The sequence below is a fragment of the Microbacterium sp. 2216-1 genome (assembly GCF_046507855.1).
Taxonomy (GTDB): domain Bacteria; phylum Actinomycetota; class Actinomycetes; order Actinomycetales; family Microbacteriaceae; genus Microbacterium; species Microbacterium esteraromaticum_C.
Window position 1 is genome coordinate 1,074,800 of sequence record NZ_JBKFTM010000001.1, and the last position, 16,126, is coordinate 1,090,925.

Here is a 16,126-nt window from a genome sequence, read left to right on the forward strand (position 1 = left end):
GCCGCTCAGGCGGCGGTGGCCGAGAACTCCAGGCTATCGAGCGCGAGGCGTGCGGCGCCGTGCAGGATCGCGTCGGCGCCCGTGACGGCGGCCTCGATGCGCAGGGTCTGCGTCGCCAGGGGGTGGCACGCCTCGTACACGCGGCTGCGCACCGCGGCGATGAAGGGCTCTGAGGCGCTCATGCTGCCGGTGAGGAAGACCGCATGCGGGTTGAAGAAGTTCACCACGCCGGACAGTGCCTGGCCGAGATGCGTGCCCGCCGTGCGCACGAGCGTGGTCGCGACCGGGTCGGCATCGCGTGCGAGCAGGAGTACGTCGTTCGTGGTGGCGACATCGGACCGCCCGCGCTCGCGCATTTGGCGAACGAGGCTGGCGCCGCTCGCGACCGTCTCCAGGCACCCCGTGTTGCCGCAGGAACAGGGGATGTCGCCGCTGCCGTCGATGCGCGTATGGGTGATGTCTCCGGCTGCGGACGTCGCGCCGCGGTGCACGTCGCCGGCCACGATGATCCCACTGCCAACGGCGGTTCCGGCCTTCACGGTGATGCTGTGCCCCGTGGTGCCCAGCTGTGCGCGATGTTCGCCGAGCGCCGCGAGGTTGGCGTCGTTGTCGACGACGACCGGCACGTCTAGGCTCGCCCGCAGGTGTTCGCCGACTCGGAACGCGGGCCAGCCGGGCATGCGCGAGGGCTGATCGACGGAGCCGGTGGTGATGTCCACCGGGCCGGGCAGACCGACACCGACGGCGTGCAGTCGATGTTCGCCCGTCAGCTCACGCAGGGCGGGCACGAGCGTGTCAAGGGTGGCGACGGGGCCGTCGGAGAGATCGATGTCGAAGGTGTGCACCTGCTGCAGCGCGCCGCTGAGGTCGTGTCGGCCGATGCGGGCGTGACCACCGCCGAGATCGACCGAGAGCACGACGCCGCTGTCGGGGGCGAGCCGCAGAACGCGCGGGCGGCGTCCACCGCGCGAGGCGCCGTCGCCGGCCTCGACGAGAAGGCCGGCATCGAGCAGGCGCTGCACGCGCAGCCCTACCGTCGAGGGGGCGATCCCGAGCCGCGCAGCGAGCTCGCTGCGGGAATCGGCCTCGCCGCGGGCGACGAGGTCGAGGATCAGCCGGACGGCGGCATCCTCCGACGTGTGGTCAGGAGTGGGGCTCATGTGCTCGCTTTCTGGAGTCGGTGCTGGTCAGGCTACCGGCAACGCGGATGCCGCGTGCGGGGGCTAAAGATCGGATGTTCGGGTTGCGGCATGTCGCGAACTATGACAGCGTATCTTCGTACAGAGAAACACTAAGTTGTTTCGATACCCGAATCAAATGACCTTTCCGCGAGGAGACATTCAATGAAGAAGATGCGTGTGGGTGCAGTGGTCGCCGTTGCTGGCGTAGCGGTTGCACTGACGGGTTGCACCAGTGCAGGTGGTGGTGCAGCGGACGGCGACACGATCGTCGTCGACATGTGGGCCGGCAGCGAGGACGACACGGCTGCGCTGGAGGCGCAGATGGATGTCGTGCGCGAGCAGAACCCGGACATCAAGGTCGAGCTGCGCACGGCACCGTGGGGTGACTTCTTCACCAAGCTCACCACCAACATGGCCTCCGGCAACATGGCCTGCGTCACCGGCATGAACTCCGGCATGCTCGCCAGCTACACCTCGGGCTTCACCAAGCTGACCGACGACGACCTCGCCACTGCCGGCCTGGCCGCGTCTGACTTCGCAGAGGGCAGCCTCGAGATCCTCTCGAACAAGGGCGACATGTACGGTGTGCCCTTCGATGTCGCAACGATGCTGACGTACTACAACGAGGACCAGCTCACCGCCGCGGGCGCCGACCTGCCGAGCATCGGCTGGACCTTCGACGACTTCGAAGCGATCGCGGCCAAGGCCACCACCGATGGCAAGTACGGCTTCGGCATCGGCATGGGCGACTTCCAGTGGCAGGCGCTCCCGATCGCCAAGGGCGGCGTGCAGCCGGTCGCACAGGATGGCACGCTGCAGCTCACCGACCCCGCCTTCGCGGACGCCGCGGAGTGGTACGCCGGTCTGGTGACCGAGCAGAAGGTCGCCGCGCCCGTGGCATCCGCCTCGGATGGTGGCTGGGGCGAGAACCAGTTCACCAGCGAGAACGCCGCGATGGCCGTCGACGGCACCTGGAACGCCGTCGGATACCTCACCAACGACGCGGGGTTCGCCGCTGGTATGGCACCGCTGCCGACGGGTGAGAACGGCAACCTCAGCCTGATCCTCGGCTCGGGCTACGGCATCGCCGAGAGCTGCGAGAACAAGGAAGACGCGTTGAAGGTGCTCGGTTCCCTGCTCAGCAAGGACGCACAGGACTACATCGCTTCCTCGGGCCGCAGCTACCCGGCACGCGCCGAGAGCCAGCCGCTCTACTTCGAGTCGCTCGACGAGGCATACCGTGAGCAGGTCGAGGCCACCTTCGTCGCCGCCTTCGAGAACGTCCAGGGTCAGTACGTGTCTGACAACTGGGCCAAGGTCGGCACGTTCGTCCAGCCGTCGCTGGTGAGCATCTACAACGGCCAGGAGTCCATGTCGGCAGTGCTCGAGTCCGCTCAGCAGCAGTTCGGCAACTGACCACACCCAACAGAAACAGCGAGAGATGACGATCACGAACGCGCCCAAGCGGCGCTCGGGGTCGCTCGCCAAGGTCGAGGCGCGCCAGGCGCTGGGCTTCGCAAGCCCAGCCCTGGTGGGCCTCGCCCTTTTCACGATCGTGCCGGTCGTCTTGTCCATCGTGATGAGCTTCTTCGACTGGCCGACGTTCGGCGAGCGCACCTTCAACGGCGGGGCGAACTACGCCCGCCTCTTCGAGGACCCCAACTTCCTCCCCGCACTGCGCAACACGATTGTGTTCACGTTGCTGTACGTGCCGTTGAGCGTTGTGTTCTCGCTGGCGCTGGCCATCGGCCTCGGACCCCGCATTCGCGGACGCGGTGCGCTGCGTGTGCTCTTCTTCATCCCCGTCGTCACCCCGATGGTGGCCAACGTGCTGGTGTGGAAGATGCTGCTGCAACCGCAGGGGCTGTTCAACGGCCTGGCGCAGACCTGGTTCGGCGTCGAGCTGCCGAACTTCCTGGCAGACAAGAACTGGGCGATGATCATGGTCGTCGTCATGAGCGTCTGGCAGGGGATCGGCTACAACATGCTGATCTTCTCGGCTGCCCTGGAGCAGCTGCCCGAAAGCGTGATGGAGGCCGCGCGTATCGACGGTGCCCGCGGGTTCCGGATGACGTGGAGCATCATGGTTCCGATGATCTCGCCGGCGATCTTCTTCGCCACGATCATGACGATGATCACCTCGTTGCAGGTGTTCGTCCAACCCCAGATGCTCACCGGTGGTGGCCCTGGCAATGCCACACAACCGCTGGTGATGTGGATCTACAACCAGGGCTTCAAGTTCCAGGACCTCGGTCTGGCCGCTGCCGGCGCGTGGATCCTGTTCGCGCTGATCATCACCGTCACCGCGATCCAGTTCAAGGCGCAGAAGAGGTGGGTGCACTATGAGCATTGACGTCGCAGAGTCCGACACCCGGACGCTGGTGACCCGCGACGGCGAAGAGCACGTCGAGGTCGAGCGTCGCTCGGGGCGTGCGCCGATGACACCCTGGGAGCGCGTGCGCCTGGTGCTCGCACACATCACCATCTACGTGGCTGCGCTGCTGTTCATGTTGCCTCTGGTCTACGCGTTCTTCTCGGCGCTCAAACCCAATGGCGAGATGTTCGCGATGCCGCCGTCGCTGTTCGGTTCTGAGATCCGCTGGTCGAACTTCGCCGAGGTTTTCGAGTACGGTCCGTTCTGGACCTACATCGGCAACTCGCTGTTCACCTCGGTCGCCGGAACCCTCGTCGTCCTGGTGGTGTCGACGACCGCCGGCTACGCCTTCGGGCGCTTGCGGTGGAAGGGCCGCGACGCGGTCTTCGTCCTGTTCCTGGCGACGCTGATGGTGCCGGCCGAGGTGCTGGTCATCCCCATGTTCCAGGTCATGCAGTGGTTCGGTTGGGTCGACACGTACCAAGCACTGATCTTCCCGTTCGCGTTCGGCGCGTTCGGTACGTTCTTGATGCGGCAGTTCTTCCGCGGCATCCCGTATGAGCTCGAAGAAGCCGCTCGCGTCGATGGTGCCGGCCCCGTGCGCACATTCCTGCAGATCATCCTGCCGCTGTCGAAGTCGGCGGTCGCTGTGCTGGCGGTGTTCACCTTCCTCTCGTTCTGGAACTCGTACCTGTGGCCGCTGATCGTCACGGTCGACTACAACAACCTCGGCACCCTGCCTGTGGGTCTGGCGAGCTTCTCGGGCCTGACCGGAACTCGATGGGATCTGCAGATGGCCGCGTCGATCATCTCGATGATCCCGACGACGATCCTCGTGATCGCGCTGCAGAAGCACCTGGTCAAGGGCATCGCCATGGCCGGCCTCGGAGGACGCTGACACTGTTATGACAGACCATCACGGCACAACCATGCCTTCTTTCGAGGGGCCGCTGCTCGTCGGTATCGATATCGGCGGTACCAAGATCGCCGTCCTCGTCTGCGATGAGAGCAGACGCGTGCTCGCCCGCGGCGAGGCACCGGCTCCCGTCGCCGACGGGGGATCGGCCGTGGCCGACGCTGCCGCGCGTCTGGTGCACCAGCTCACATCCGGCCGCACCGTTCGTGCGGCCGGGGTGGGCGCCGCGGGAGTGATCGACCATGAGTCCGGCTCCATTCGTGCGGCATCCGCCACGTTCACCGACTGGGTCGGCTTTCCGCTCGCCAGCGAGCTCGCGGATCGTCTCGGTTGTGTGGTCACGGTCGAGAACGACGTCAACGCCTTCCTGCTCGGTGAGGCATCGCCGCACGAGCAGGACGTGCTCGGTGTGATGCTCGGCACCGGAGTGGGCGGCGCTGTGCTGATGGACGGCGAACTGCGTCGAGGGCCGCATGGCGCGGCCGGAGAGATCGGTCACACGCCTGGTTACGGAGACCTCCTCTGCACGTGCGGTCAGACCGGGCACCTCGAGACCCTGGCATCGGGCACGTCCATCGCATTGCGCTACACGGCGCGCACCGGGCGAACTGTTGCCGGTTCGCGTGAGGTCGCCGCGCTGGCGGATGCGGGGGATGCCGATGCGCTGGCGGTATTCCATGATGCGGGGCGCGCGCTCGGTACGGCGTGTGCCAGTGCCGCGGCGTTGCTCGATATCTCCGACGCGATCGTCGGCGGTGGTGTGGCACGCGCGTGGCACCTGCTGCAGCCGGGGATCGACGATGCCCTGCGCACCGATGCCCCTGTCACGGGCATCCCGTTGCGCATCCGCCCCGCCACCCACGGTGCCGATGCCGTCGCGCTCGGCGCGATCGCCTCGGCGCGAGCCCTGGCCCTCGTTCCCGTCGCCTGATCCGTCCTCCACCCGTACAGAAAGAGCACCATGACCGACCGTCTCGACGCCAGTCAGATCTGGATGGGCGCGCTGCCCGATGCGCACGAGCGCGGACTCACCGCGCCCCGCATCGGCATCGCCGGCATCTCCATCGAGTCCAGCACCTTCTCGCCGCACGTCTCGGGTGACGAGGCGTTCACGATCCGCACGGATGAGGACCTCCTCGGGTACTACCCGTTCCTCGACGAGGGACGCGAGCTCAGGGCGGCGGCACGGTGGACCCCGATCTACCACGGGCGATCCCTTCCCGGGGGAGCGGTGGCACCGCAGACGTACCAGCGGATGAAGGATGCGATCGTTGAGGGCATCCGCGACAGCATCCGTCGTGACGGACCCTTCGATGGCTTCTTCTTCGACATCCACGGCGCGATGAGTGTGATCGGCATGAAGGACGCCGAAGGCGACCTCGCCGTCGCCGTCCGCGAGGCGCTCGGTCCCGCGACGCTGATCTCATCGTCGATGGATCTGCACGGCAACGTGTCGGAGGTCCTGCGTGACGAGGTCGACATGCTCACCTGCTACCGCATGGCGCCGCACGAGGACTGGATGAACACGAAGGAGCGAGCGGTGTGGAACCTGCTCGCGCGTCTGCGCGGCGAGCATGGTGCCGACCCGCTGCGGCGTCGCCCGTATCGGGCCTGGGTGCCGGTTCCGGTGCTGCTGCCCGGTGAGAAGACCAGCACGCGCCTGGAGCCCGCCGCCGGCATCTACGCCGAGCTGCCCGGGATCGAGGCCATGGATGGCGTGATCGACGCGTCGGTCTGGATCGGATACGCGTGGGCCGACGAACCGCGCTGCCAGGCGTACGTGATGGTGATGGGCGACGACCAGCAGCTCATCGCCCAGGAGGCCGAGCGCGTCGCTCGCATGTTCTGGGACGCGCGCGAGGACTTCGTGTTCGTCGCACCGACGGCGACGCTCGACGGTGCGCTGCAGAAGGCGCTCGCACCGGGCGCCGCCCGTCCGTACCTGATCTCGGACTCGGGCGACAACCCGACGGCCGGCGGCGCAGGAGATGTCACCTGGACGCTCACCGAACTGCTGGGGCGTCCAGAACTCACCGACGGATCGGTCACGACGCTCGTCGCCTCGATCTTCGACGCGGACGCGGTCAAAGCCGCCGAGGCGGCCGGCGTCGGCGCTGAGATCGTGCTCGAGGCCGGTGCCGGGGTCGACGCGGGCCCGGCGGGCCCGGTGCGCATCAGCGGTGAGGTCTTCTCGATCACCGAGGGCGACGCGGATGCCGGCACCCAGGCGGTCATCAGCGTCGGCGGTCTGCACGCGATCATCACCTCTCGCCGCAAGCCGTTCCATCACCTCGACGACTTCCGCATGCTGGGGCTCGACCCCGAGAACGCCGACATCGTCGTGGTCAAGATCGGCTATCTGGAGCCGGAGCTCTATGACCTCGCCGCGGACTGGACGCTGGCGCTCACACCGGGCGGGGTCGACCAGGATCTGCTGCGCCTTGGACACAGCGACCTCGCACCCGGCGTCTACCCGTTTGACACCACCGGAAACCCCGCACTCACGGCGCACGTGAGCCGACGTCAGGAGAGCTGAGCATGTTGAACTTCGAGACCCGTACCGGCCCCGACTTCGGCGCCGCTGCCCCGTCGTACCCGACCCAGGGCGTTCCCGAGTGGTACCGCGACGCGAAGCTCGGGTTCTTCGTGCACTGGGGCCTGTACTCGGTCCCTGCATGGGCGGTGCAGCACGGTGAGGGCGTGAACATCCCCGCTGAGGATGCGTACGCGTGGCACCAGTACGCCGAATGGTACGGAAACACCGTGCGGATCGCCGGCAGCCCAACCTGGGAACGTCACCAGCAGGTCTACGGCCCCGGAACGTCGTACGAAGACCTCGCGGACCTCTGGGATGCCTCGGCGTTCGACGCTGATGCGTTCGTCGGCGAGCTGGTCGGTGCCGGCGCGAAGTACGTGATCCCCACCACCAAGCACCACGAGGGCTTCTGCCTCTGGAACACCGCGACCACAGGGTTCAACTCGGTGGCCCGCGGTCCGAAGCGTGACCTCATCTCCGAGTTCCACGATGCGACGCGTCGTGCCGGCGCGCGGTTCGGGGTCTACTACTCGGGGGCGCTCGACTGGCACGTCAGCGACTTTCCCGCGATCGAGTCCGACACCGATCTGTTCCGCTTCCGTCGTCACGACGAGCACTTCTCCCGCTACTCGGCCGCCCAGCTGGAGGAACTGGTCGAGAAGTTCTCGCCCGACGTGCTCTGGAACGACATCGAGTGGCCCGATGGGGGAAAGGGCGCTGACGACTACGCCGTCGCCGCACTGCTGAGCCGATACTTCGATGCTGTGCCCGAGGGGGTCGTGAACGACCGTTGGGGAGTGCCGTACCACGGCTTCCTGACCCGCGAGTACCGCCACATCCCCGACATCCTCGAGCACCCGTGGGAGTCCACGCGCGGTCTGGGGTATTCGTTCGGTTTCAACCAGGCCGAAGACGATCGGCACTCGCTCTCCGGCGCCGAGCTGATCCGCATGCTCGTCGATGTCGTCTCCAAGAACGGCAACCTGCTCATCAACGTCGGACCTGCCGCCGACGGCTCGATCCCGGCGCTGCAGCTGGAGGCGATGCGCGCCATGGGCGCGTGGCTGACAGAGAATGGCAGCGTGATCTACGGCACGCGGCCGTGGGTGCGCTTCGGCGAACCGCTGCGCCCGGTGCGTTACACGACCTCGTCGGAGGGAGTGCACGTGCACGCCCTCGAGCCGGCATCCGGTGAGCTGATCGTGCCCGCAGAGCTGGCCGAACGCGAGGCTCGCTGGGCGGACGGTTCGATTGCCGAGAGCGTGCCGGCAAGCGACGGCACGTCGACGCTGGTCATCCCCGACGCGCTGCGTGGTGACGCCGTCGCGGTCGCGACTCTGCGATGACGGCTGAGCCTGGCGGATCGGCCGTTCAGCTCGAGATCGCGGTGCAGGACGCCGCGGGCGCCCGTGCGGCGTTCGCGGCCGGCGCCGATCGGGTCGAGCTGTGTCAGGCGCTCGCGGAGACGGGCGGTCTCACGCCGTCGGCCGGCACGGTGGATGCCGTGCTGGCGGCGGCCGGTCGGCCCGAACGACTGGCCGTCCTGGTGCGGCCCCGGTCGGGTGGGTTCGTCTACGACGCGGAAGAGATCGCACTGGTTGCCTCCGACGTTCGCGATGCCGTGCGTCGCGGCGCCGGCGCGGTCGTCGTCGGCGCTCTCGACCGTCGGGGTGAGATCGACGTCGAAGCGATGTCGCGGTGGGCGGATGCCGCAGGTGACGCGGATGTCGTGTTCCACCGCGCCATCGACACGCTTGCTGATCCGGTGTCGGTCGTCGAGCAGCTGATCGATCTCGGCGTGCGCCGAGTGCTGACCAGCGGCGGCGCCGCGCGCAGCATCGACGGACTCGACACGATCACCGCGCTCGTGCGTCAGTCGGCGGGGCGGATGCAGATCATGCCGGGTGGGGGCGTCCGTGCCGACGACATCGCCGCTTTCGTGGCGGCGGGAGCCGATGCTGTGCACCTGTCGGCGCGAGGGCGCTCGACCGATGCATCGCCGAGCGGTCCGGGCGGCGGAACGGCGGGGTACGACGTGACCGACCCCGCCATCGCCTCCGCGGCGCGTGCCGCTCTCGACCGTGCGGTGAGTGCGGCGTAGCCGATCACTCGCCCGCGGGGGCATCCTCGATCATCACCGGTGCGTCGCCGTCTGCCCAGACCGGCGCGGGCAGCGTCACGACGTCGCCGGCCTGAATGGAGCGGAGTGCGTCGGTGATCTCGTCGGCGTTCTCAGGAACGGGCAGGCCGCACTTCTGCAGCTCCGACACGAACTTCAGCGTCAGGCGCTCCTTTCGCGCTTCGATGGCCTCGCCGGTGGTGCCGTAGCGGATCTCGCTGCCGGTCTGGATATCCGAGACCGTGTCGCACACGTGGTACACCGAGCCGCCGTCCACCCACGTGACCTCGTCCTCGCCGAGCAGCATGATGACCGTCGACTGGTCCGCGGTGTACTGCTCGACCGACGATGGGTTGAAGTCGGCGCCGACGAACACGGCGACACCCGCGAGCACGACACCGAGGATGCCGGCGGTGGCCTTCTGGCCCTTGTCCATGTCCTTGTTCAGGAAGATCAGGATCACCAGCGGCAGGAAGGCGATGATCGCGATGATCGCGCCGAGCTGGTTCTGCACGAAGAAGCGCACGGTGTCGGAGCGCCGCGCGGGGTCGAGGCGGTTGGCCTTCTTCCACAGCACCGAACCGGTGATGGCGAGAGCCGCGATCACGACCAGCATCACCAGCAGGGTGATGAACGCCCACTGCGGGAACTCGACCGTCGCACCCTGCTGCTCGAGCAGGCCGGTGTCGGCATCGCGCAGCAGAGTGCCGTCAGCGCCGGTGACCACGCGCTGCGGCAGAAGCCAGAAGATCGCCATGGCCTCGCCGGCGATGGCCACGATCCACAGCGCCATCGCGATCCATCGGAATGTGGTCGCCTTCTTCTTCCCCGCGGGGGAGGGCGTCCACTCGCGGTGCTCGGAGCGCGCCGGCGCCTCGGTGTTCGTCGTCTCGTCAGCGCTGTCGGTCACGCGTGCCTCCCAGGGGTGTCGCCCCGAGTTTAGTGGGGAGAGGTGGTGCGGATCGGTACGCTGGAGCCATGAGTTCCGATCCCGAGGACGACGCCCTCAGCTGGGCCGGAGACGACGCGCTCGAAGCGCGACGCCCGGAGCAGCGCACGCCGAAGGCGACGCCGGCAGGCCGACCGAAGTCCGCAGAAGCGTCGGCGGTGGCATCCGACCCGGCGACGTCTGCGGACGCGATGGAGGATGACGGCGACGAGAGCATCGGAACCGTCGCGCTGCTCATGCTCGGCATCCTCGGCGGTGTCTACCTGCTGTACTCGGTGGGCTGGTTCGTCGGCGGTGCCGGGATGCTGTCGAAAGCCATGTTCATGCTGCCCGCGCCGTTCTACTTCGGCAGTCTGGGGATCGCCGTGCTCGCGCCGGCGCTGTGGTTCGCCGCCGTGCTCGTCCTGACGCGCGACTCCAAGACCTGGGTGCGTTTCACGGGCCTGATCGTGGGAGCGCTGCTGCTGGTGCCGTGGCCGTTCGTCGTCGCCGGGGGAGGTGCTGCGCTGTGAGCGAGAGCACGACACCTCAGCAGACCGCGCCGGGCAAGCTCAGGTCGGCGATGCACGGCGCCCTCGTCGGGCTGTTCGGTATGGCCTACGCGTTTCTGGTGTGGACCGCGATCTTCTACCTGACACAGATGGCGCAGGCCGGGCTCAGCGGCTATGGATGGGCGGTGCTGCTGCTGCCCGCACTGGTGCCCATGGTCGTCTTCGTCATCGCTTTGTCGCTCAGTCGACGGCGCTCACTCGGCGCATTCACCCTCGTGATGCTCGCCGGTCTCGGCCTGAGCGCAGTGTTCTGGCTCGACACACTCAGCTACGCGCTGCGCAACGGTGCTTCGTTGCTGAGCTGACCGCTGACCGCTGACCTGACCCGACCTGTGCCGCGGCCAGAGCCGGGGCGGACGTCGTGTCACACGGTCGGGACGCACTCGGTTGCTCGGGTAAAGTGTGTCCCGATTGCGCCCCGAAGGCGTGCGGCGCATCGTCTGACCCCTCCCTGCCGCGCTGCCCCGAAGGATCCCCGTGCCGAATCAGACAATCACCAAGCCCGTCGTCCTGCTCGCCGAAGTCCTCTCGCCTGCGACGGTCGCGGCGCTCGGGCCCGATTTCGATGTACGTGAGGTCGACGGCACCGATCGAGAGGCGCTGTTCGCGGCGCTCGCCGATGCCGACGCGGTTCTGGTCCGCTCCGCGACCCGCATCGATGCCGAGGCGCTGGCGCACGCTCCGAAGCTGAAGGTCGTCGCCCGTGCCGGTGTCGGCCTGGACAACGTCGACATCAAGGCGGCCACGACGGCCGGTGTGATGGTGGTGAACGCACCGACGTCGAACATCGTCTCGGCCGCCGAGCTCACCGTCGGACACGTGCTGAGCCTCGCCCGCCGCATCCCCGCCGCCCATGCCTCGCTGTCGGCCGGCGCCTGGAAGCGCAGCTCGTTCACGGGTGCGGAACTGTTCGAGAAGACCGTCGGCATCGTCGGGCTCGGCCGGATCGGCGCTCTCGTCGCGGCCCGGCTGAACGCGTTCGACATGCGTGTGATCGCCTACGACCCCTACGTGACCAGCGCCCGTGCGCAGCAGCTCGGGGTGCAGCTGGTCACGCTCGACGAACTGGTCGCCGAGGCGGACTTCCTGACCATCCACATGCCGAAGACCCCCGAGACGACGGGAATGATCGGCGCCGAGCAGTTCGCCGCGATGAAGTCGACGGCGTTCGTGATCAACGTCGCCCGCGGCGGTCTGATTGACGAGGCCGATCTGCACGAGGCCCTCGTCGCCGGCGAGATCGCCGGCGCCGGACTCGACGTCTTCACCTCGGAGCCGCCCGCCGAGGGCAGCACCGCGCAGGCGCTTCTCGGTCTGCCCAATGTCGTGGTGACCCCCCACCTGGGTGCGAGCACCGAAGAGGCGCAGGAGAAGGCGGGCGTCTCGGTCGCCCGATCGGTGCGGCTCGCGCTCGGCGGAGACCTTGTGCCGGACGCGGTCAACGTCGCCGGGGGAGTCATCGACCCGTACGTGCGCCCCGGCATCCCGCTCGTCGAGAAGCTCGGTCAGATCTTCTCGGCCCTCGCGCAGGCGCCGCTGACCAGCCTCGACATCGAGGTGCACGGCGAACTCAACAACTATGACGTCAGCGTGCTGCGTCTGGCAGCGCTGAAGGGAGTGTTCACCAACATCGTCGGCGACACCGTCTCGTACGTGAACGCGCCGCTGTTGGCAGAGCAGCGTGGCGTCGCGGTGCGGATGCTGCAGGATGACATCAGCGAGGAGTACCGCAACGTCATCACCCTGCGCGGCGCGCTCTCCGACGGCACGCAGCTCTCGGTCTCGGGAACGCTCACCGGACCGAAGCAGATCGAGAAGCTCGTCGCGATCAACGGCCACGGCATCGAACTGCCGATCGAGAAGCACCACGTCGTGATGATGTACACCGACCGGCCCGGCATCGTGGCCGTGTACGGGCAGAAGTTCGGCGAGGCGGGCATCAACATCGCGGGTATGCAGATCGCGCGCGAGGCCGCCGGTGCGCAGGCGCTGAGCGTGCTGACGCTCGATTCGCCCGTCTCGGACGAACTGCTCGAAGACGTCAGTGCCGCGATCGAGGCCGACCTGTTCCGTCAGATCGAGATCGTCGAGGCATAAACCCTCTCACGGCGTATGTCACGCGGGCTCCGGGGCTTCCGGGGCCCGCGTCGTCGTTGTGACACGCTCGACGAGATCGGCAAGAGCCCGCCCGGTGGGCACGAAGTCGCTGAAGTGCTCGGGTGCGTTGCTGTGGTTCATCAGTGAGTTGTTGAAATAGAGCCCATCGCTGAGCAGCATGACCAGCTCGAGCGCGGTGTCGTCACGCACGTGCGGGCGGATGGCCTCGGTCCACAGCCGGCGGGACTCGCGCAGGGCGTCGGATGCTGGGACTGAGCCGCCCTGAGCCAGGCGGGTCACAGCGATCAATGCCCGGTCGAGGGCGTCGTCCTCCATCACCGAGGTGCGCACGTAGTACGCGATCGGGTGCTCGGGTGACTGACGCATGCGGTCGAGATCGTCATCGGTCAGGCTCAGCAGCCGCTCGATCAGCGCGGCGGCGAGGTCATCCTTCGAGGCGAAGTGGTAGAGGAGTCCGCCCTTCGAGACGCCGGCAGCCCGGGCGACGGCATCGAGCGTCGCAGCGCGTTCACCGTCGGCGATCAGGATCTGCACGTACGCGTCGAGGACGCGCTCTCGGGCCAAAGGGGGGCGGGACATTTCTCTCTCCTCAGCGTGCGTCGGTGGGGCGATACGTGTTACTGTACCATCCGGACGGTTCAGTAATCGAAAGGCACCTCATGTCCACAACCGCGACGATCCGACTCACTTCCGAGGACGGCCCGCGCGTCGGCGTCCGCGGCTGGGCCGCGCTCGCCGTGCTGATGCTGCCGGTGCTGCTGGTCTCGATCGACAACACAGTGCTGAGCTTCGCGCTGCCCGAGATCTCGCTTGCGCTCGCCCCGACGGGTGCAGAGCAGCTCTGGATCATCGATTCATACGCGCTGGTGCTGGCCGGCCTCCTGGTCACCATGGGAGTGCTGGGCGATCGCTTCGGTCGCCGTCGGATGCTGTTCATCGGCGCCACAGGGTTCGCCACAGTCTCGGTGCTGGCCGCGTTCGCGCCGACGGCGGGGTTGCTCATCGCCGCCCGTGTCGGGCTCGGATTCTTCGGCGCCATGCTGATGCCCTCGACGCTCTCGCTGCTGCGGTCGGTGTTCCCCAACCGTGATCAGCGTCGACTGGCGATCGCCATCTGGGCCTCGGCCTTCTCTGCCGGTTCGGCACTCGGTCCGGTGGTCGGTGGATTCCTGCTCGAGCACTTCGCCTGGGGCTCCGTGTTCCTGCTCGCCGTGCCGATGCTCATCCCGCTCCTGATCGGAGGCTTCTGGCTGCTGCCCGAGAGCCGCGACCCGAACCCGGGCCGGATCGACCCGCTCGGCATCCTCATGTCGATGGGTGCGATGGTGCCCGTTGTCTACGCGATCAAGTCGTTCGCCGTCGACGGCCCCAATGCACTTGCCGGCGTGCTCGCGCTGGTGGGTGTCTTCGTGGGCTTCCTGTTCGTGCGGCGCCAGCTGCGCGCCGAGGTGCCGATGCTCGACATGGCGCTCTTCCGACGCGGTGGGTTCAGCGGTGCGATCCTTGTGAACCTGCTCAGCGTCGTCGCGCTGGTGGGCTTCCTCTACTTCGTGCCTCAGCAACTGCAGCTCGTGCTCGGGCTGTCGCCGATGGTCGCCGGGCTCGCGTTGGTGCCCGGTATGGCGATGATGATCGTCGCGGGGCTCAGCGTGGTGCCGATCTCGCGCCGGGTGTCACCGCACATCGTCGTTCCCGTCGGGCTCTCGCTCTCGGTACTCGGGTACGTGATCGTCGCCATGACGGCACAGCTGAACAGCGTCGCATGGCTGATGGCGGCGTTCGTGGTGCTCGGGATGGGCATCGGCGCCGCCGAGACCGTGTCGAATGAGCTGATCCTCTCGCACGCCCCTCCGGCGAAGGCGGGAGCGGCCAGCGCCGTCTCCGAGACCGCCTATGAGCTCGGCGCCGTGCTCGGCACCGCCGTGCTCGGTGGCATCATCACGGCCTTCTACCGTGGTGCGCTGGTGATTCCCGAGAACGTGCCCGCCGAGACGGCGGACCAGGCGCGTGAGACCCTTGCCGGGGCATACGCGGCGGCAGAGGGCCTGCCGCCGGCCGTGGGCGATTCCCTCTGGCAGGCGGCGATCCATGCGTTCGACAGCGGCATCGTGACGACCTCGCTGATCGGCGCCCTGCTGGTGGCATCCGCAATGGTGATCAGCGCGATCACCCTGCGACCGAGCCGCGACGTCAAGCGCTGATCACGCGACATGCCAACCGGGCGACATGAGGACAGGGGAGTGTCGTCGCCGGCGCTACGCTGGGAAGCAGTGTCGGCGGCGACCCGCGTCGCCGACCCGCACTGTCAAGGAGACACATGTCGCGCGTCGTGAAGTTGGCTGTCATCCCCGGCGACGGGATCGGCCGTGAGGTCATCGCACAGGCCGAGCGAGTGCTCGACACTGTCACCGCCGACAGCGAGGTGACGTTCGAGAAGACGCCGTTCTCGCTCGGCGCGGACCGCTACCTCGCCACCGGTGACACCCTCTCGGACGAGGACTTCGACGCCATCCGCGCGCACGACGCGATCCTCGTCGGCGCGGTCGGCGGTGTCCCCGGAGACCCGCGTCTGAAGAACGCCAACATCGAGCGCGGTCTGCTGCTCAAGCTGCGGTTCGGACTCGACCACTACGTCAACCTGCGTCCGGCCAAGCTGTTCGCGGGCGCATCCGGTCCGCTCGCCAACCCCGGCGAGATCGACTTCGTCGTCGTGCGCGAGGGCACCGAAGGGCCGTATGTCGGCAATGGCGGCAGCATCCGCACCGGCACCCCGCATGAGGTCGCCAATGAGACCAGCGTCAACACGGCCTTCGGCGTCGAGCGCGTCGTGCGCTACGCGTTCGAGCTGGCCGAGCGCCGGCGCCAGAAGCTCACGCTCGTGCACAAGACCAACGTGCTCGTGCACGCCGGCGCGATCTGGCGGCGCGTCGTCGACGCCGTCGCCGCAGAGCACCCCGATGTGGCCGTAGACTACCTGCACGTCGATGCGGCCACGATCTTCCTCGTGACGGACCCCTCTCGCTTCGACGTGATCGTCACCGACAACCTCTTCGGCGACATCATCACGGATCTGGCAGGCGCCGTCACCGGCGGTATCGGCCTCGCAGCCTCGGGAAACATCAACCCCGACGGCGCCTTCCCGTCGATGTTCGAGCCCGTGCACGGTTCGGCGCCCGACATCGCCGGTCAGCAGAAGGCGGATCCGACGGCCGCGATCCTCTCGGTCGCCATGCTGCTCGACCACCTCGGACTCAGCGACGAGGCGGCGCGCGTGCAGCGTGCGGTCGAGGCCGACATCGCGAGCCGTGACCGCGCCCGCAGCACCACCGAGACCGGCGACGCCATCATCGCGCTGCTGCAGGCGTAATCTGACACTATGCGC

General features: G+C 67.8%; 15 protein-coding genes. 12 read left to right on the top strand and 3 right to left on the bottom strand.

The genetic code is table 11. From position 1 onward, the window contains the following. Nucleotides 1-5 precede the first annotated feature (5 nt). A complete protein-coding gene (locus tag ACLD0U_RS04930; RefSeq protein WP_179411047.1) occupies nt 6-1,160 on the bottom strand; it encodes an ROK family transcriptional regulator in 1,155 nt (384 codons plus the stop codon). A gap of 183 nt (nt 1,161-1,343) precedes the next feature. Here ACLD0U_RS04930 and ACLD0U_RS04935 point away from each other — a divergent pair, with 183 nt between their 5' ends. The 7 genes from ACLD0U_RS04935 to ACLD0U_RS04965 are packed head-to-tail and all read left to right on the top strand — an operon-like array spanning nt 1,344 to nt 9,108. Further along, a complete protein-coding gene (locus ACLD0U_RS04935; RefSeq protein WP_224817717.1) occupies nt 1,344-2,597 on the top strand; it encodes an ABC transporter substrate-binding protein in 1,254 nt (417 codons plus the stop codon). A 25-nt stretch (nt 2,598-2,622) separates the two neighbouring features. Then, a complete protein-coding gene (locus ACLD0U_RS04940) occupies nt 2,623-3,534 on the top strand; it encodes a carbohydrate ABC transporter permease (RefSeq protein ID WP_179411046.1) in 912 nt (303 codons plus the stop codon). Then, complete coding sequence (locus tag ACLD0U_RS04945) at nt 3,524-4,453, top strand: carbohydrate ABC transporter permease (RefSeq protein ID WP_224817718.1); 930 nt, start codon at nt 3,524-3,526, stop codon at nt 4,451-4,453. Before ACLD0U_RS04940 ends, ACLD0U_RS04945 begins: the two co-directional genes overlap by 11 nt. Before the next feature lie 31 nt (nt 4,454-4,484). After that, the gene (locus ACLD0U_RS04950) at nt 4,485-5,402 is read left to right on the top strand and encodes an ROK family protein (protein ID WP_410339990.1); all 918 of its coding nucleotides are present in this window, start codon (nt 4,485-4,487) and stop codon (nt 5,400-5,402) included. A gap of 30 nt (nt 5,403-5,432) precedes the next feature. Continuing rightward, on the top strand, nt 5,433-7,007 hold the full coding sequence (locus ACLD0U_RS04955; protein WP_410339991.1) for a M81 family metallopeptidase: 1,575 nt from the start codon (nt 5,433-5,435) through the stop codon (nt 7,005-7,007). A gap of 2 nt (nt 7,008-7,009) precedes the next feature. Beyond that, the gene (locus ACLD0U_RS04960; protein ID WP_410339992.1) at nt 7,010-8,353 is read left to right on the top strand and encodes an alpha-L-fucosidase; all 1,344 of its coding nucleotides are present in this window, start codon (nt 7,010-7,012) and stop codon (nt 8,351-8,353) included. After that, nucleotides 8,350-9,108 carry a copper homeostasis protein CutC gene (locus tag ACLD0U_RS04965; protein WP_410339993.1) on the top strand — a complete coding sequence of 253 codons (759 nt, stop codon included), beginning with the start codon at nt 8,350-8,352 and terminating at the stop codon, nt 9,106-9,108. Before ACLD0U_RS04960 ends, ACLD0U_RS04965 begins: the two co-directional genes overlap by 4 nt. 4 nt (nt 9,109-9,112) lie before the next feature. On the opposite strand, the gene ACLD0U_RS04970 is transcribed toward ACLD0U_RS04965, so the two are convergent. Then, nucleotides 9,113-10,036 (bottom strand): hypothetical protein, encoded by a 924-nt coding sequence (locus tag ACLD0U_RS04970; protein ID WP_410339994.1) that lies wholly within the window; start codon nt 10,034-10,036, stop codon nt 9,113-9,115. Nucleotides 10,037-10,104: 68 nt separating this feature from the next. Here ACLD0U_RS04970 and ACLD0U_RS04975 point away from each other — a divergent pair, with 68 nt between their 5' ends. From ACLD0U_RS04975 to serA, 3 genes are all read left to right on the top strand, one after another. Continuing rightward, the gene (locus tag ACLD0U_RS04975) at nt 10,105-10,587 is read left to right on the top strand and encodes a hypothetical protein (RefSeq protein ID WP_179411040.1); all 483 of its coding nucleotides are present in this window, start codon (nt 10,105-10,107) and stop codon (nt 10,585-10,587) included. After that, on the top strand, nt 10,584-10,931 hold the full coding sequence (locus ACLD0U_RS04980) for a hypothetical protein (RefSeq protein WP_179411039.1): 348 nt from the start codon (nt 10,584-10,586) through the stop codon (nt 10,929-10,931). The genes ACLD0U_RS04975 and ACLD0U_RS04980 overlap by 4 nt, the downstream gene beginning before the upstream one ends. A 187-nt stretch (nt 10,932-11,118) precedes the next feature. Further along, on the top strand, nt 11,119-12,723 hold the full coding sequence (gene serA, locus ACLD0U_RS04985) for a phosphoglycerate dehydrogenase (protein WP_206551218.1): 1,605 nt from the start codon (nt 11,119-11,121) through the stop codon (nt 12,721-12,723). A gap of 18 nt (nt 12,724-12,741) precedes the next feature. Here the strand turns inward: serA and ACLD0U_RS04990 are convergent, their stop codons facing one another. Then, a complete protein-coding gene (locus ACLD0U_RS04990; RefSeq protein WP_410339995.1) occupies nt 12,742-13,323 on the bottom strand; it encodes a TetR/AcrR family transcriptional regulator in 582 nt (193 codons plus the stop codon). Between the two features lie 80 nt (nt 13,324-13,403). Between ACLD0U_RS04990 and ACLD0U_RS04995 the strand changes: the two genes are divergently transcribed. Further along, nucleotides 13,404-14,945: an MFS transporter gene (locus ACLD0U_RS04995; protein ID WP_224817726.1), complete on the top strand. Its 1,542-nt coding sequence runs from the start codon at nt 13,404-13,406 to the stop codon at nt 14,943-14,945. A gap of 116 nt (nt 14,946-15,061) precedes the next feature. Then, nucleotides 15,062-16,111: a 3-isopropylmalate dehydrogenase gene (locus ACLD0U_RS05000; protein ID WP_179411036.1), complete on the top strand. Its 1,050-nt coding sequence runs from the start codon at nt 15,062-15,064 to the stop codon at nt 16,109-16,111. Nucleotides 16,112-16,126 lie beyond the last annotated feature (15 nt).

What these genes read in the sequence shown, in the direction of transcription:
- ACLD0U_RS04935 (WP_224817717.1), top strand. Translation starts at nt 1,344, where the DNA reads ATGAAGAAGATGCGTGTGGGTGCAGTGGTCGCCGTTGCTGGCGTAGCG.
- ACLD0U_RS04990 (WP_410339995.1), bottom strand. Translation starts at nt 13,323, where the DNA reads ATGTCCCGCCCCCCTTTGGCCCGAGAGCGCGTCCTCGACGCGTACGTG.
- ACLD0U_RS04930 (WP_179411047.1), bottom strand. Translation starts at nt 1,160, where the DNA reads ATGAGCCCCACTCCTGACCACACGTCGGAGGATGCCGCCGTCCGGCTG.
- ACLD0U_RS04975 (WP_179411040.1), top strand. Translation starts at nt 10,105, where the DNA reads ATGAGTTCCGATCCCGAGGACGACGCCCTCAGCTGGGCCGGAGACGAC.
- ACLD0U_RS04945 (WP_224817718.1), top strand. Translation starts at nt 3,524, where the DNA reads ATGAGCATTGACGTCGCAGAGTCCGACACCCGGACGCTGGTGACCCGC.
- ACLD0U_RS05000 (WP_179411036.1), top strand. Translation starts at nt 15,062, where the DNA reads ATGTCGCGCGTCGTGAAGTTGGCTGTCATCCCCGGCGACGGGATCGGC.
- ACLD0U_RS04950 (WP_410339990.1), top strand. Translation starts at nt 4,485, where the DNA reads ATGCCTTCTTTCGAGGGGCCGCTGCTCGTCGGTATCGATATCGGCGGT.
- ACLD0U_RS04960 (WP_410339992.1), top strand. Translation starts at nt 7,010, where the DNA reads ATGTTGAACTTCGAGACCCGTACCGGCCCCGACTTCGGCGCCGCTGCC.
- ACLD0U_RS04995 (WP_224817726.1), top strand. Translation starts at nt 13,404, where the DNA reads ATGTCCACAACCGCGACGATCCGACTCACTTCCGAGGACGGCCCGCGC.
- ACLD0U_RS04955 (WP_410339991.1), top strand. Translation starts at nt 5,433, where the DNA reads ATGACCGACCGTCTCGACGCCAGTCAGATCTGGATGGGCGCGCTGCCC.
- ACLD0U_RS04940 (WP_179411046.1), top strand. Translation starts at nt 2,623, where the DNA reads ATGACGATCACGAACGCGCCCAAGCGGCGCTCGGGGTCGCTCGCCAAG.
- ACLD0U_RS04965 (WP_410339993.1), top strand. Translation starts at nt 8,350, where the DNA reads ATGACGGCTGAGCCTGGCGGATCGGCCGTTCAGCTCGAGATCGCGGTG.